Annotated in this window: 11 protein-coding genes and 1 tRNA gene; 1 reads left to right on the top strand and 11 read right to left on the bottom strand. The window is 68.2% G+C overall.

The features are described from left to right. From ABZ261_RS12585 to ABZ261_RS12535, 11 genes are all read right to left on the bottom strand, one after another. Positions 1-189 (bottom strand): hypothetical protein (locus tag ABZ261_RS12585; RefSeq protein ID WP_356858204.1); only part of this gene is annotated, 189 nt, incomplete at its 3' end. Positions 190-330: 141 nt separating this feature from the next. Continuing rightward, complete coding sequence (locus ABZ261_RS12580; RefSeq protein WP_356858202.1) at positions 331-4230, bottom strand: DNA-directed RNA polymerase subunit beta'; 3900 nt, start codon at positions 4228-4230, stop codon at positions 331-333. A gap of 100 nt (positions 4231-4330) precedes the next feature. Further along, complete coding sequence (gene rpoB / locus ABZ261_RS12575; RefSeq protein WP_356858200.1) at positions 4331-7816, bottom strand: DNA-directed RNA polymerase subunit beta; 3486 nt, start codon at positions 7814-7816, stop codon at positions 4331-4333. A gap of 544 nt (positions 7817-8360) precedes the next feature. Next, positions 8361-8750, bottom strand: coding sequence for a 50S ribosomal protein L7/L12 (gene rplL, locus ABZ261_RS12570; protein ID WP_356858198.1), 390 nt, complete (start codon positions 8748-8750; stop codon positions 8361-8363). Positions 8751-8861: 111 nt separating this feature from the next. After that, positions 8862-9392, bottom strand: a complete 531-nt coding sequence (gene rplJ / locus ABZ261_RS12565) for a 50S ribosomal protein L10 (RefSeq protein ID WP_030641169.1) — start codon at positions 9390-9392, stop codon at positions 8862-8864. A gap of 445 nt (positions 9393-9837) precedes the next feature. Beyond that, positions 9838-10761 (bottom strand): hypothetical protein, encoded by a 924-nt coding sequence (locus ABZ261_RS12560; RefSeq protein WP_356858196.1) that lies wholly within the window; start codon positions 10759-10761, stop codon positions 9838-9840. 166 nt (positions 10762-10927) lie between these two features. After that, complete coding sequence (rplA, locus tag ABZ261_RS12555) at positions 10928-11653, bottom strand: 50S ribosomal protein L1 (RefSeq protein WP_030778441.1); 726 nt, start codon at positions 11651-11653, stop codon at positions 10928-10930. A 99-nt stretch (positions 11654-11752) separates the two neighbouring features. Further along, the gene (gene rplK, locus ABZ261_RS12550; RefSeq protein ID WP_023547415.1) at positions 11753-12187 is read right to left on the bottom strand and encodes a 50S ribosomal protein L11; all 435 of its coding nucleotides are present in this window, start codon (positions 12185-12187) and stop codon (positions 11753-11755) included. Between the two features lie 190 nt (positions 12188-12377). Beyond that, on the bottom strand, positions 12378-13232 hold the full coding sequence (gene nusG, locus ABZ261_RS12545) for a transcription termination/antitermination protein NusG (protein WP_356858193.1): 855 nt from the start codon (positions 13230-13232) through the stop codon (positions 12378-12380). 80 nt (positions 13233-13312) lie between these two features. Then, the gene (secE, locus tag ABZ261_RS12540) at positions 13313-13597 is read right to left on the bottom strand and encodes a preprotein translocase subunit SecE (RefSeq protein ID WP_030601348.1); all 285 of its coding nucleotides are present in this window, start codon (positions 13595-13597) and stop codon (positions 13313-13315) included. 106 nt (positions 13598-13703) lie between these two features. Beyond that, positions 13704-13776 (bottom strand) — tRNA-Trp (locus ABZ261_RS12535). A gap of 261 nt (positions 13777-14037) precedes the next feature. Between ABZ261_RS12535 and ABZ261_RS12530 the strand changes: the two genes are divergently transcribed. After that, the gene (locus ABZ261_RS12530) at positions 14038-15264 is read left to right on the top strand and encodes a pyridoxal phosphate-dependent aminotransferase (protein ID WP_356858191.1); all 1227 of its coding nucleotides are present in this window, start codon (positions 14038-14040) and stop codon (positions 15262-15264) included. Positions 15265-15293: the final 29 nt, after the last annotated feature.

The following is a 15293-nucleotide window of genomic DNA, read 5'->3' as shown; positions in this document are numbered from 1 at the left end:
CCGTACCACTCCCACCCCGAACTCCAGCCGCAGCCCGCGCACCGGGCGCTCCCGCACCGTCGGTGTCTCCGCCGCCCCGTGGCCGAGGGCCCCGGTCAGTGCCAGCGGCGCCAGACACGACCGGCACACCAGCTGTCCCGGCCGCTCCACCGCGGCCCCGCAGCCGCGGCACCGCCTGGACGCCCCCATCGGCCTACCCGCCCCCCGAAACCCCACGGAACCGCTCCATCGTAGCGATCCGACCCCGGCCGCGTCCCTCGCTCCGCGGGGCCGGGAACGCCGACGGGCGGCCACCCCCCGCGGGGAGTGGCCGCCCGTCAAGCTGCCCGCTTACTGGTTGTACGGACCGTAGTCGTAGTCCTCCAGCGGAACGGCCTGGCCGGAGCCGGTGCCGAACGGCGAGTAGTCGATGTCGTCGTAGCCGACGGCCGAGTACATCGCGGCCTTGGCCTCCTCGGTCGGCTCGACCCGGATGTTGCGGTAGCGGGACAGACCCGTACCGGCCGGGATGAGCTTACCGATGATGACGTTCTCCTTGAGGCCGATGAGGCTGTCGGACTTGGCGTTGATCGCCGCGTCCGTCAGGACTCGGGTCGTCTCCTGGAAGGAGGCGGCCGACAGCCAGGACTCCGTCGCCAGCGAGGCCTTGGTGATACCCATCAGCTGCGGACGGCCGGAGGCCGGGTGTCCGCCCTCCTGGACCACACGACGGTTCTCCTGCTCGAAGCGGGAGCGCTCGACCAGCTCGCCGGGCAGCAGCTCGGCGTCGCCGGACTCGATGATCGTCACGCGGCGCAGCATCTGCCGGATGATGATCTCGATGTGCTTGTCGTGGATCGACACGCCCTGCGAGTTGTACACCTTCTGGACCTCGCCGACCAGGTGAACCTGGACGGCACGCTGACCCAGGATGCGCAGCACGTCGTGCGGGTTGGTGGCACCCACGGTGAGCTGCTGGCCCACCTCGACGTGGTCGCCCTCGCGGACCAGGACCTTGGCACGCTTCGAGATCGGGTACGCCGTCTCGTCGCTGCCGTCGTCCGGGGTGACGACGATCTTCTTGGTCTTCTCGGTCTCCTCGATCCGCACGCGGCCGGAGGCCTCGGAGATCGGGGCGACACCCTTCGGGGTACGGGCCTCGAAGAGCTCGACGACACGGGGCAGACCCTGGGTGATGTCGTCACCGGCCACACCACCGGTGTGGAAGGTACGCATCGTCAGCTGGGTGCCGGGCTCACCGATGGACTGGGCGGCGATGATGCCGACCGCCTCGCCGATGTCGACCAGCTTGCCGGTGGCCAGCGAACGGCCGTAGCACATCGCGCAGGTGCCGACGGCGGACTCGCAGGTCAGGACCGAGCGGGTCTTGACCTCCTCGACGCCCCGGCCGACGAGCTCCTCGATGAGGACGTCGCCCAGGTCGGTGCCGGCCGGGGCCAGCACCTGGCCGTCGACCACGATGTCCTCGGCGAGGCAGCGCGCGTACACCGACGTCTCGACGTTCTCCGCCTTGCGCAGCACGCCGTCGGCGCCGCGCTCGGCGATCCGCAGCTTGAGGCCGCGGTCGGTGCCGCAGTCCTCCTCGCGGATGATGACGTCCTGCGAGACGTCGACCAGACGACGGGTGAGGTAACCCGAGTCGGCCGTACGCAGAGCGGTGTCCGCCAGACCCTTACGGGCGCCGTGCGTGGAGATGAAGTACTCCAGCACGGACAGACCCTCACGGAACGACGCCTTGATCGGACGCGGGATCGTCTCGTTCTTCGCGTTCGACACCAGACCACGCATACCGGCAATCTGACGCATCTGCATCATGTTGCCTCGCGCACCCGAGTTCACCATCATGAAGATCGGGTTGGTCTTCGGGAAGTTGTCGTTCATCGCCTCGGCGACCTCGTTGGTCGCCTTGGTCCAGATCGCGATGAGCTCCTGCGTGCGCTCGTCCTTGGTGATCAGACCGCGCTCGTACTGCTTCTGGACCTTCTCGTCCTGCGCCTCGTAGCCCTTGACGATCTCCTTCTTCGCCTCGGGGACGACGACGTCGGAGATGGCCACGGTGACACCGGAACGGGTCGCCCAGTAGAAGCCGGCCGCCTTCAGGTTGTCGAGCGTCGCCGCCACGATGACCTTCGGGTAGCGCTCGGCGAGGTCGTTGACGATCTCGGAGAGCTGCTTCTTGCCGACCTCGTAGTCGACGAACGGGTAGTCCTCGGGCAGCAGCTCGTTGAAGAGCGCGCGGCCCAGCGTGGTGTTCAGCCGGAAGCTGTCACCCTGCTGCCACTCCGGCTCGCCCTCCTCGCGCGCCGGCGGGGTCCAGCCGCGCGGCGGGATGGTGCCCACCGGGAAGCGGATGTCCACGCGCGACTGCAGCGACAGCTCGCCGGCGTCGAACGCCATGATCGCCTCGGCCACGGACGCGAACGAGCGGCCCTCGCCCTTGACGTCGCGCATCTCGCCGTCGGTGGTGAGGAAGAACAGACCGAGGACCATGTCCTGGGTCGGCATCGTCACCGGACGGCCGTCGGCCGGCTTGAGGATGTTGTTCGAGGACAGCATCAGGATGCGGGCCTCGGCCTGCGCCTCCGCGGACAGCGGCAGGTGCACGGCCATCTGGTCACCGTCGAAGTCCGCGTTGAACGCGGTGCAGACGAGCGGGTGGATCTGGATGGCCTTGCCCTCGACCAGCTGCGGCTCGAAGGCCTGGATGCCGAGGCGGTGCAGGGTGGGAGCACGGTTCAGCAGCACCGGGTGCTCGGCGATGACCTCTTCGAGGACGTCGTACACGACGGTGCGGCCGCGCTCCACCATGCGCTTGGCGCTCTTGATGTTCTGCGCGTGGTTCAGGTCGACCAGGCGCTTCATCACGAACGGCTTGAACAGCTCCAGCGCCATCGCCTTCGGCAGACCGCACTGGTGCAGCTTCAGCTGCGGGCCGACGACGATGACGGAACGCGCCGAGTAGTCGACTCGCTTGCCGAGCAGGTTCTGACGGAAGCGGCCCTGCTTGCCCTTGAGCATGTCGGACAGCGACTTCAGCGGACGGTTGCCGGGGCCCGTGACCGGGCGGCCGCGGCGGCCGTTGTCGAAGAGCGCGTCGACGGCCTCCTGGAGCATGCGCTTCTCGTTGTTCACGATGATCTCGGGGGCGCCGAGGTCGAGAAGCCGCTTCAGGCGGTTGTTGCGGTTGATGACACGGCGGTACAGGTCGTTCAGGTCGGAGGTCGCGAAGCGGCCACCGTCCAGCTGCACCATCGGACGCAGGTCCGGCGGGATGACCGGGACGCAGTCCAGGACCATGCCCTTGGGGCTGTTGGACGTCTGCAGGAACGCGGAGACGACCTTCAGGCGCTTGAGGGCACGGGTCTTCTTCTGGCCCTTGCCGGTGCGGATGATCTCGCGGAGCTTCTCGGCCTCCTCCTCGAGGTCGAAGGACTCCAGGCGCTTCTGCAGCGCCGCGGCGCCCATCGAGCCGTCGAAGTAGGTGCCGAAGCGGTCGCGCAGCTCGCGGTAGAGCAGCTCGTCGCCCTCCAGGTCCTGGACCTTGAGGTTCTTGAACCGGTTCCACACCTCGTCGAGGCGGTCGATCTCGCGCTGCGCGCGGTCGCGCAGCTGCTTCATCTCGCGCTCGGCGCCCTCGCGCACCTTGCGGCGCACGTCGGCCTTGGCGCCCTCGGCCTCCAGCTCGGCCAGGTCGGCCTCGAGCTTCTTGGCGCGGGCCTCCAGGTCGGCGTCGCGGCGGTTCTCGATCTGCTGGCGCTCCACGGAGACGTGCGCCTCCAGGGAGGGCAGGTCGCGCTGGCGGCGCTCCTCGTCGACGTACGTGATCATGTACGCGGCGAAGTAGATGACCTTCTCGAGGTCCTTCGGCGCCAGGTCGAGCAGGTAGCCCAGGCGCGAGGGGACGCCCTTGAAGTACCAGATGTGCGTGACGGGCGCGGCCAGTTCGATGTGGCCCATCCGCTCACGGCGCACCTTGGCGCGGGTGACCTCGACGCCGCAGCGCTCGCAGATGATGCCCTTGAAACGGACGCGCTTGTACTTGCCGCAGTAGCACTCCCAGTCCCGGGTGGGGCCGAAGATCTTCTCGCAGAAGAGTCCGTCCTTCTCGGGCTTGAGAGTGCGGTAGTTGATGGTCTCGGGCTTCTTGACCTCGCCGTGGCTCCACTGACGGATGTCGTCAGCGGTGGCCAGGCCGATCCGGAGCTCGTCGAAGAAGTTGACGTCGAGCACTATGCGTCAATCCCTCTCAGGGTTCGATAAGTCTGTGGTCTGAAACGGGGGCCTGGGGGTCGGCGGGGCCCTGGTGGGTCAGGGCCCCGCCGGACTCCCGTCAGACCTCTTCGACGCTGCTCGGCTCGCGCCGGGACAGGTCGATGCCGAGCTCCTCCGCAGCGCGGAAGACGTCCTCGTCGGTGTCGCGCATCTCGATGGACATACCGTCGCTGGACAGCACCTCCACGTTCAGGCAGAGCGACTGCATCTCCTTGATGAGCACCTTGAAGGACTCGGGGATGCCGGGCTCGGGGATGTTCTCGCCCTTGACGATGGCCTCGTACACCTTCACGCGGCCGGTGACGTCGTCGGACTTGATGGTCAGCAGCTCCTGGAGGGCGTACGCGGCGCCGTAGGCCTCGAGGGCCCACACCTCCATCTCACCGAAGCGCTGGCCACCGAACTGGGCCTTACCACCCAGCGGCTGCTGGGTGATCATCGAGTAGGGACCGGTCGAGCGGGCGTGCAGCTTGTCGTCGACCAGGTGGTGCAGCTTGAGGATGTACATGTACCCGACCGAGATCGGGTCCGGGAACGGCTCACCGGAGCGGCCGTCGAACAGCCGGGCCTTGCCGGACGGGAGGACCATGCGGTCGCCGTCGCGGTTCGGCAGCGTGTTCTCCAGCAGGCCGGCCAGCTCGTCCTCGCGGGCGCCGTCGAACACCGGGGTGGCGACGTTGGTGCGCGGGGCGACCTTGTCGGCGCCGATCTGCTGCAGGCGCTGGGCCCACTCGTCGGCCAGGCCGGAGACGTCCCAGCCCTGGCTGGCGAGCCAGCCGAGGTGGATCTCCAGGACCTGTCCCGGGTTCATCCGGGACGGCACGCCCAGCGGGTTGAGGATGATGTCGACCGGGGTGCCGTCCTCCAGGAACGGCATGTCCTCGATCGGCAAGATCTTGGAGATGACGCCCTTGTTGCCGTGGCGGCCGGCGAGCTTGTCACCGTCGGTGATCTTGCGCTTCTGCGCGACGTAGACGCGGACCAGCTGGTTCACGCCCGGCGGCAGCTCGTCGCCCTCCTCGCGGTCGAAGACGCGCACGCCGATGACCTTGCCGGTCTCGCCGTGCGGCACCTTCAGCGAGGTGTCGCGGACCTCACGGGCCTTCTCGCCGAAGATCGCGCGCAGCAGGCGCTCCTCGGGGGTCAGCTCGGTCTCACCCTTCGGGGTGACCTTGCCGACGAGGATGTCGCCGGCGATGACCTCGGCGCCGATGCGGATGATGCCGCGCTCGTCGAGGTCGGCGAGGACCTCCTCGGAGACGTTCGGGATGTCCCGGGTGATCTCCTCGGGGCCGAGCTTGGTGTCACGGGCGTCGACCTCGTGCTCCTCGATGTGGATCGAGGAGAGGACGTCGTCCTGCACGAGGCGCTGCGACAGGATGATCGCGTCCTCGTAGTTGTGACCCTCCCACGGCATGAACGCCACGAGCAGGTTCTTGCCGAGGGCCATCTCGCCGTTCTGGGTGGCCGGGCCGTCGGCGAGGACCTGGCCCTCGACGACGCGGTCGCCCTCGTTGACGATGACCTTCTGGTTGACCGAGGTGCCCTGGTTGGAGCGGGCGAACTTGGCCAGGCGGTACGTGATGTACGTGCCGTCGTCGTTGGCGGTGGTGATGTAGTCCGCGGAGACCTCCTGGACCACACCGGCCTTCTCGGCCTTGACGACGTCGCCGGCGTCGACGGCGGAGCGGTACTCCATGCCGGTGCCGACGAGCGGGGCCTCCGCCTGGATCAGCGGAACGGCCTGGCGCATCATGTTCGCGCCCATGAGGGCGCGGTTGGCGTCGTCGTGCTCGAGGAACGGGATCATGGCGGTCGCGACCGACACCATCTGGCGCGGCGAGACGTCCATGTAGTCCACGTCCTCGGGGCCGACGTAGTCGACCTCGCCGCCACGGCGGCGCACGAGCACGCGGCTCTCCTCGAAGCGGAGGTCGCTGGTCAGCGGCGCGTTGGCCTGCGCGATGACGAAGCGGTCCTCCTCGTCGGCGGTCAGGTAGTCGACCTCGTCGGTGACCTGGCCGTCGATGACCTTGCGGTACGGGGTCTCGACGAAACCGAACGCGTTGACCCGGCCGTAGGAGGCGAGCGAGCCGATCAGACCGATGTTCGGGCCTTCCGGCGTCTCGATCGGGCACATGCGGCCGTAGTGCGAGGGGTGCACGTCACGGACCTCGAAGCCGGCCCGCTCACGGGACAGACCACCCGGGCCGAGCGCGGACAGACGACGCTTGTGCGTCAGCCCGGACAGCGGGTTGTTCTGGTCCATGAACTGCGACAGCTGGCTGGTGCCGAAGAACTCCTTGATGGAGGCGACGACCGGCCGGATGTTGATCAGGGTCTGCGGCGTGATCGCCTCGACGTCCTGGGTGGTCATGCGCTCGCGGACGACCCGCTCCATGCGCGCCAGACCCGTGCGGACCTGGTTCTGGATGAGCTCGCCGACGCTGCGCAGGCGGCGGTTGCCGAAGTGGTCGATGTCGTCGGTCTCGACGACGACCGTCTCGCCGTTGTCGCCGGTCGTCTCGGTCTCGCCGGCGTGCAGCTTCACCAGGTACTTGATCGTCGCGATGATGTCCTCGACGGTCAGGATGCCCGCGTCCAGCGGGGTGTCCGTACCCAGCTTCTTGTTGACCTTGTAGCGGCCGACCTTGGCCAGGTCGTAGCGCTTGGGGTTGAAGTAGAGGTTCTCGAGCAGCGTCTGCGCGGCCTCACGCGTGGGGGGCTCGCCCGGACGCAGCTTGCGGTAGATGTCGAGCAGCGCGTCGTCCTGGCCCTGGGTGTGGTCCTTCTCCAGGGTGGCGCGCATGGACTCGTACTCGCCGAACTCCTCGAGGATCTGCTCGGTGGTCCAGCCGAGCGCCTTCAGCAGCACGGTGACCGACTGCTTGCGCTTGCGGTCGATGCGGACACCGACCATGTCGCGCTTGTCGATCTCCATCTCCAGCCAGGCGCCCCGGGACGGGATGATCTTGGCGGAGAAGATGTCCTTGTCGGACGTCTTGTCGATGGTGGAGTCGAAGTAGACACCGGGGGAACGGACCAGCTGGGACACCACGACACGCTCGGTGCCGTTGATGACGAAAGTGCCCTTGTTCGTCATGAGCGGGAAGTCGCCCATGAAGACCGTCTGGGACTTGATCTCACCGGTCTCGTTGTTGGTGAACTCGGCGGTGACGAAGAGCGGGGCCGCGTACGTGAAGTCGCGCTCCTTGCACTCGTCGATCGAGTTCTTCGGCGGCTCGAAGCGGTGGTCCCGGAACGTCAGCGACATCGACCCGGAGAAGTCCTCGATCGGCGAGATCTCCTCGAAGATCTCCTCCAGACCGGACTTGGTGGGGACGTCCTGACCGTTCTCGAGAGCCTCCTCGACGCGAGCCTTCCACGCGTCGTTGCCGAGCAGCCAGTCGAAGCTCTCGGTCTGGAGCGCAAGAAGGTTCGGAACCTCGAGGGGCTCCTTGATCTTTGCAAAGGAGATGCGCAGCGGGGCGGTGCTGGCGCCGTTGTTCGTATTCGCGGTCGAGGCAGTGCGCGAGGCGGCCAAGAGGGGGTCCTTCCGAGGGCTCGGACTCACTACGCGCGTACCGGTCCCTCCCCCACACAGAGACGGAAACCCCAGGTCAGGGGGGCTTGGTCGACTGTGTTCGAGTGAGGGCAGACCCCTGGTGACGGGCAGGGGACAGCTAACAGGCAGCGCAAAGGGTCAGTGTAGCCACTTGGCACACTGATGTCCAGTGCGGGTATACGCAACCCCTGCTGCCCTCGTTCTTGTCAACGCCCTCGGCATTGCCTGCCCTCAATGCACGTTGATACTGCCCTCTTCGCCGTCGATCCATGCCTCGGATTCGGATCCTTGTGACGACGCGTCCTGAGAATTGCGCGCTGCGTGCGGTTCGTCAAGGGCTCCTTGCCGGAACCGGGGCATCCGAAGACACGACGAAGATCACCTTACCCCTCACGAACACAGGTGCAAGGCAGCCCGGGCCGCACCCCGGGGAACGCCGCAGGGCGACCACCCGGATGGATGATCGCCCTGCGGTGCGTCCGCGTTACAGCCCCGGAGGGCCGTTCACGCGGCCGCGGCGGTCTTACTTGACCTCGACCGAGGCGCCGGCGCCCTTGAGGGCCTCGGCGGCCTTGTCGGCCTGCTCCTTGTTGACCTTCTCGAGGACCGGCTTCGGGGTGCCGTCGACGAGGTCCTTGGCCTCCTTCAGACCCAGGGAGGTCAGCTCGCGCACGACCTTGATGACCTGGATCTTCTTCTCGCCGGCGCCGGTGAGGATGACGTCGAACTCGTCCTTCTCCTCCTCGGCCTCGGCGGCGGCGCCACCAGCGGCACCACCGGCGACGACGACCGGCGCGGCAGCGGCGGCGGTGACGTCGAACTTCTCCTCGAAGGCCTTCACGAACTCGGAGAGCTCGATGAGGGTCATCTCCTCGAACTGGGCAAGCAGCTCGTCCTGGGTGAGCTTCGCCATGATGGCGGTCCTTCCACTCAAATCGGCAGGTGCCGGATGTACTGGATAAGGCGGGCGTACGTCGGCCCGCTGCGACCCGCGCCGGTGGTGCGGGTCAGAAAGCGAGCCGAATTACTCGGCACCGCCCTGCTCGGCCTGCTTGGCGCGCAGCGCGTCCACGGTGCGGACGAGCTTCGACGGCAGCGCCTGGAAGACGGAGGCAGCCTGGGACTGCTTCGCCTTGAAGGCACCGGCCAGCTTGCTGAGCAGAACCTCGCGGGACTCGAGGTCCGCAAGCTTCTTGATCTCGTCGGCGGACAGCGCCTTGCCGTCAAGGACACCGCCCTTGATGACGAGATTCGGGTTGTCCTTGGCGAAGTCACGGAGACCCTTCGCCGACTCCACCGGGTCACCGGTGACGAAGGCGACGGCCGTCGGACCAGCGAAGAGCTGGTCGTCCAGCGTGATCCCGGCCTCGTTGGCCGCAATCTTGGTCAGCGTGTTCTTCACCACGGCGTACTGGGCGTTCTCACCGAGCGACCGGCGCAGCGTCTTGAGCTGCGCCACGGTGAGACCGCGGTACTCGGTCAGCACGGCGGCGTTGGAGCTGCGGAACTTGTCCGTCAGCTCCGCAACCGCGGCAGCCTTGTCGGGCCTCGCCATAGAGCCTCGGCCTCCTTCCGGGTGATTCGGACCGCGCGGACCCGAAGGAGGACTGGGGAAAACGAAACGCCCCGGCGCAGGCGCACGGGGCGGACTCGACCGGCCGCACACACGCGGAGGCGCATGCACCGGGAGTTCTTCCACTGTCACCTGCGCGGGTCGCCCACTTTTCAGCGGATCCTTCGGCCACCGCACTCCCTGACGAGCGTGCGGCAACGACCAGCGGTCTTTGGCTTCTGGAAGAGAGTAAGGGACCGGGACGTCGTCGAGCAAATCGGCCCTGTGCGGCATTGCGACACGCGCCCGGGGGCGCCGACCGGGGCCGCCGGCCGGAGGCCGCGGGCGGCGGCTGTGCGCCGGCCGCGGCCGCCGGGCCGCTGGGCGCCGCGGGCGGCGCCGGTCGCCGCCGCACGGCCCCGTCGGGCCGCCGTCCGGCCCGCGGGCGTCAGGAGCTGGTGCCGGCGCCGGCGCCGGCGCCGCCCACCGTGCCGCCGGACTTGAGCAGGTCCGCGAAGTCCCTGGTGTCGTCGGCCGGGGGAGCCTCGGCGGCGACCTTCACGCCGTAGTCGCTGTAGTACGTGGTGTTGGTCATGGCGCCGTTCGCCGTATCGGCCTTCTCGGACTTCTTGACCAGCAGGTTCTGGTCGTCGATCCAGAGGTCGACGGTGTCGGTGGTGACGCCGGCCTGGCTGAGCTGCTTCTTCAGGGCCGACAGCTGCTCGGCGCCGAGGTTGCTGGTCCTGTCGGCGAGCTCGGCGACGTTGAGCGTGCCCTTGTAGTGCGTGGCGTGCACGCCGGCGACCGTCTCCTCGCCCACCTTCTTGACGTCCCCGGAGGCCAGCAGCATCTTCACCGACTGGTTCGGCGTGGCGTTCTGGAACTGGTCCTTCATGTACGAGCCGGAGGCGCCGCCGACCTTGGCGAGGTCGTCGTACGCGTACCTGATCCAGTGCTTTCCGCCCGCGTGCTGGGCGTAGGCGTCGCTCATGTGCGCGTAGTAGGCGTCCGGCAGGTACCGGGCCTCCATCGAGGAGGTGCCGGACTTCTTCATCATCTCGGCCATCTGACCGCCGGTGTAGGTGATGACCAGGCTGCCCTTGAGGCCGTCGCCCCAGGTGAGGGAGCCGTTCGCGGTCATCGACATGAGGTCGCCGACGGACGTGGTGGAGCGCACCTTGGCCGAGTCGGCCCGGTCGGTGGACTTCGCGGCGGAGCGCAGGGCCGCGATGGGGCTGACGTGCGTCACGCTCCGGCCGGCCGCCTTGTCGCCGCCCTGGTCGGAGTCCGCGGAGCCGCAGGCGGCCACCCCGGTGAGCGCGGCGACCACCGCGATGGAAAGAGTCGTGCGGCGCACGGTCGTGCTGTTCATCTGGTCCCACCCCTGTTGCGAGTCATGTGCCTGCACCGTAGCCCAGGCCACCGACAGTCGTGCGAAAGGTCGCACAAAGAAAGGACGGACCCTGCACCGGGAAGGTTGCAGGGTCCGCCCTTTTCCTCACGCGTACCTGACGCGGCTGCCGGGCCGAGCCTCAGGCTCAGACGGCGGCCGGGTCCTCCTCGACGAGGAGGTTGCGGGTGCGGTTCGGGTCGACCGGGATGCCGGGGCCCATCGTGGTGGTGATGGCGGCCTTCTTGATGTACCGGCCCTTGGCGGCGGACGGCTTCAGACGGAGGATCTCCTCCAGCGCGGCGCCGTAGTTCTCCACCAGCTTGTCGTCGTCGAAGGACGCCTTGCCGATGATGAAGTGCAGGTTCGAGTGCTTGTCGACGCGGAACTCGATCTTGCCGCCCTTGATGTCGGTGACGGCCTTGGCGACGTCGGGGGTGACGGTGCCGGTCTTCGGGTTCGGCATCAGACCACGCGGGCCGAGGACGCGGCCGAGGCGGCCGACCTTGCCCATGAGGTCCGGGGTGGCGACGACGGCGTCGAAGTCCAGACGGCCCTTCGCCACCTCGTCGATCAGCTCGTCGGCGCCGACGATGTCGGCGCCCGCGGCACGCGCGGCCTCGGCACGGTCGCCGGTCGCGAAGACCAGGACCCGGGCGGTCTTACCGGTGCCGTGCGGGAGGTTCACGGTGCCACGGACCATCTGGTCGGCCTTGCGCGGGTCGACACCCAGACGGAAGGCGACCTCGACGGTGGCGTCGAACTTGGTCGTGGAGGTCTCCTTGGCGAGACGGACGGCCTCGAGCGGGGCGTACAGCTTCTCCCGGTCGACCTTGGCGTCCGCAGCGCGGAGAGCCTTGCTGCGCTTGCTCACAACTTGCTCCTGTGTGTTCTGAAAGGAGTCGTGGTCCTCGGGCCGAGCAGGCCCTGCCACGTGCGACCGGCTACGGCCGCATGACTGCTAGGGGTGGGTTCAGCCCTCGACCGTGACGCCCATGGAGCGCGCGGTGCCGGCGATGATCTTCGCGGCCGCGTCCAGGTCGTTCGCGTTGAGGTCGGGCATCTTGGTCTGGGCGATCTCGCGGACCTGCGCCTCGGTGATCTTGGCGACCTTGGTCTTGTGCGGCTCGCCGGAGCCCTTCTCGATGCCCGCGGCCTTGAGGATCATCTTCGCGGCCGGCGGCGTCTTGGTGACGAAGGTGAAGGAACGGTCCTCGTAGACCGTGATCTCCACCGGGATGACCCACCCGCGCTGCGACTCGGTCGCGGCGTTGTAGGCCTTGCAGAACTCCATGATGTTGACGCCGTGCTGACCCAGCGCCGGGCCGACCGGCGGAGCCGGGTTGGCGGCGCCGGCCTGGATCTGGAGCTTGATGAGCCCCGTGACCTTCTTCTTCTTGGGAGGCATAGCTCTCCGGGTCCTTTCATTCGGGTCCTGCCCGCAACCGGGGACCAGCCCGGACGCAGGCATACCGCACAACGATAACGGGTATAGATGCGCGGCCAAAAACCGTGCAGGTCAGACAGTCTCCGGTGAGCCGGGGTGTCCCCGGCGAGAGTCTGCCTGACCTGCGCGGAAGCGGTTCGTCCAGAAGGAGCTAGTTCTTCTGGATCTGGTCGAAGGAGAGCTCGACCGGCGTCTCGCGGCCGAAGATCTCGACCAGGCCCTTGACCTTCTTCGAGTCGGGGTTGATCTCGTTGATGGTCGCCTGGAGCGTGGCGAACGGGCCGTCGGTGACGGTGACCGAGTCGCCGACCTCGAAGTCCAGCACCTGGACCTCGACCTTGCGCTGCGGGGCCGGCTTGCCCTCGGCCTCGGCGGCCTCGCGGGCGGCCTTCTCCTCCGCCTCCGGGGCGAGCATCTTGACGATCTCGTCCAGGGACAGCGGGTAGGGGTCGTAGGCGTTGCCGACGAAGCCGGTGACGCCCGGGGTGTTGCGCACGACGCCCCACGACTCGTTCGTCAGGTCCATGCGGACGAGGACGTAGCCGGGGAGCTTGTTCTGCTTGACGGTCTTGCGCTCGCCGTTCTTGATCTGGACGATCTCTTCCTCGGGCACCTCGGCCTGGTAGATGAAGTCCTCGACGTTCAGCGAGACGGCGCGCTGCTCCAGGTTGGCCTTCACGCGCTTCTCGTAGCCCGCGTAGGTGTGGATGACGTACCACTCGCCGGGCAGGGAGCGCAGCTCCTCACGCAGGGCCTCGACCGGGTCGACCGGCGCGGCGGGCTCTTCCTCGGCCTCGGCGACGGCGGCCTCCTCGTCGGCGTCCGCGTCCTCTTCGTCCTCGACGTGCACGGCGGCCTCCTCGGCCGGCTCGCCCGCCTCGGCCTCGGCAGCCTCGAACTCGTCCTGCTCGTCCGCGCCCTCGACGATGTCGAGCTCGTCGTCCACCGTCTCGGCAGCCAGCCCGCGGGGCTCAGTGGCGTCGTCGTTCAGGTTCGGGTCAGACACGATGGCTGCTTCTTCCTGGATACATAGGGGTGGAACATGCGAAAACGGGCGCCGGTACCACGGCGCCCTTCGCTCTTGGCTCAGCCGAAGACGTACTTGGCGGCGTGGTCGAGCCCATAGTCAATCACGGTCACCAGGGCGATCATGATCACGACGAAGAAGATCACCACGGTCGTGTACGAGGTCAGCTGGTTGCGCGTCGGCCAGACGACCTTGCGGAGTTCCGCGATGATCTGGCGGTAGAAGGTGGCGAGGCGCTTGAGCGGGCCCTTCTTGGCGCGCTTGCCGCCCTTGCGGGCCTTCTTGGACTCGGGCACCTCGTCCTGGGCGTCAGGCGTGTCGATGGAGCCCACGGCGTCCGTCATTGTCCTCACCTGATCCCGGGTCGTGGCCGTGCCGCGCCCGGTTTCTGAGCCGCACGGCGGTGCATTGCTGTACGTACATGCGCACACATCCTGGCGGTGTGTGTAGCAGGGCCGGAGGGACTTGAACCCCCAACCGCTGGTTTTGGAGACCAGTGCTCTACCAATTGAGCTACGACCCTTTGTGTGTCCCCCAACGTACCGCATCCGGCCGGGTGCTCGGTGTGCACCGGTTCGATCGCGGCTGCCGAAGGCCAACGAGGTGAGAGTGTACGTGGTCCGCGGCCCGGCGTCGAACAGGATGTGCCCGTCCGGGGCGGCGCGGCCGAAGATCGTCCAGGCCGGGGACCGGATTCGGACCCGTGTTCACGCCTCGACCCCCTGCCGCTCAGTCTGTGAAACCCGTGTGCCGGGCGCTTTTCCGGTCTGGAACGATGGGCCGCATGAGCGCTGCAACCCCTCCCACCGAGCGCCGGGTCTCCGCCCGAGTCGGCGCGATCTCCGAGTCCGCCACCCTCGCCGTGGACGCCAAGGCCAAGGCCCTGAAGGCCGCCGGGCGTCCGGTGATCGGCTTCGGCGCCGGTGAGCCCGACTTCCCGACCCCGGACTACATCGTCGAGGCGGCCGTCGAGGCCTGCAGGAACCCGAAGTACCACCGCTACACCCCGGCGGGCGGCCTGCCCGAGCTGAAGGCCGCGATCGCCGCGAAGACGCTGCGCGACTCCGGCTGGGAGCCCGACGTCTCGCAGATCCTGGTCACCAACGGCGGCAAGCAGGCCATCTACGAGGCGTTCGCCGCGATCCTCGACCCGGGCGACGAGGTCATCGTCCCGGCGCCGTACTGGACGACGTACCCGGAGTCGATCCGCCTCGCCGGCGGCGTCCCGGTCGAGGTCGTCGCCGACGAGACGACCGGCTACCGGGTCTCGGTCGAGCAGCTGGAGGCGGCGCGCACCGAGAAGACGAAGGTCGTGCTGTTCGTCTCCCCGTCCAACCCGACGGGCGCGGTGTACTCCGAGGCGGAGACCGAGGCCATCGGCCGCTGGGCCGCCGAGCACGGCCTGTGGGTGCTGACCGACGAGATCTACGAGCACCTGGTGTACGGCGACGCGGCCTCCGTGTCCCTGCCCGCGCTGCTGCCGGAACTGCGCGACAAGTGCATCGTGGTCAACGGTGTGGCGAAGACGTACGCCATGACCGGCTGGCGCGTGGGCTGGGTCATCGGCCCGAAGGACGTCGTCAAGGCCGCGACGAACCTGCAGTCGCACGCCACCTCGAACGTCTCCAACGTCGCCCAGGCGGCCGCGCTGGCCGCCGTCTCCGGCGACCTGGAGGCCGTCGCGCGGATGCGCGAGGCCTTCGACCGGCGCCGCAGGACCATCGTGCGGATGCTCAACGAGATCGACGGCGTGGTCTGCCCGGAGCCCGAGGGCGCCTTCTACGCCTACCCGTCGGTGAAGGCCCTGCTCGGCAAGGAGATCCGCGGCAGGCGCCCGCAGGACACCGTCGAGCTGGCCGCGCTGATCCTGGAGGAGGCCGAGGTCGCGGTCGTCCCGGGCGAGGCCTTCGGCACGCCGGGCTACCTGCGCCTGTCGTACGCGCTCGGTGACGAGGACCTCGTCGAGGGCGTGAGCCGGGTGCAGAAGCTGCTGGCGGAGGCGCGCGACTGAGGCCGCGTGCCTCGAGAACTCCGCGCGCG

Origin of the sequence: Streptomyces sp. NPDC006193, assembly GCF_040613915.1 — a bacterium.
GTDB lineage: Bacteria > Actinomycetota > Actinomycetes > Streptomycetales > Streptomycetaceae > Streptomyces.
The sequence above is the reverse complement of the archived record's forward strand: the minus strand, read 5'-3'. Positions and strand labels throughout refer to the sequence as shown.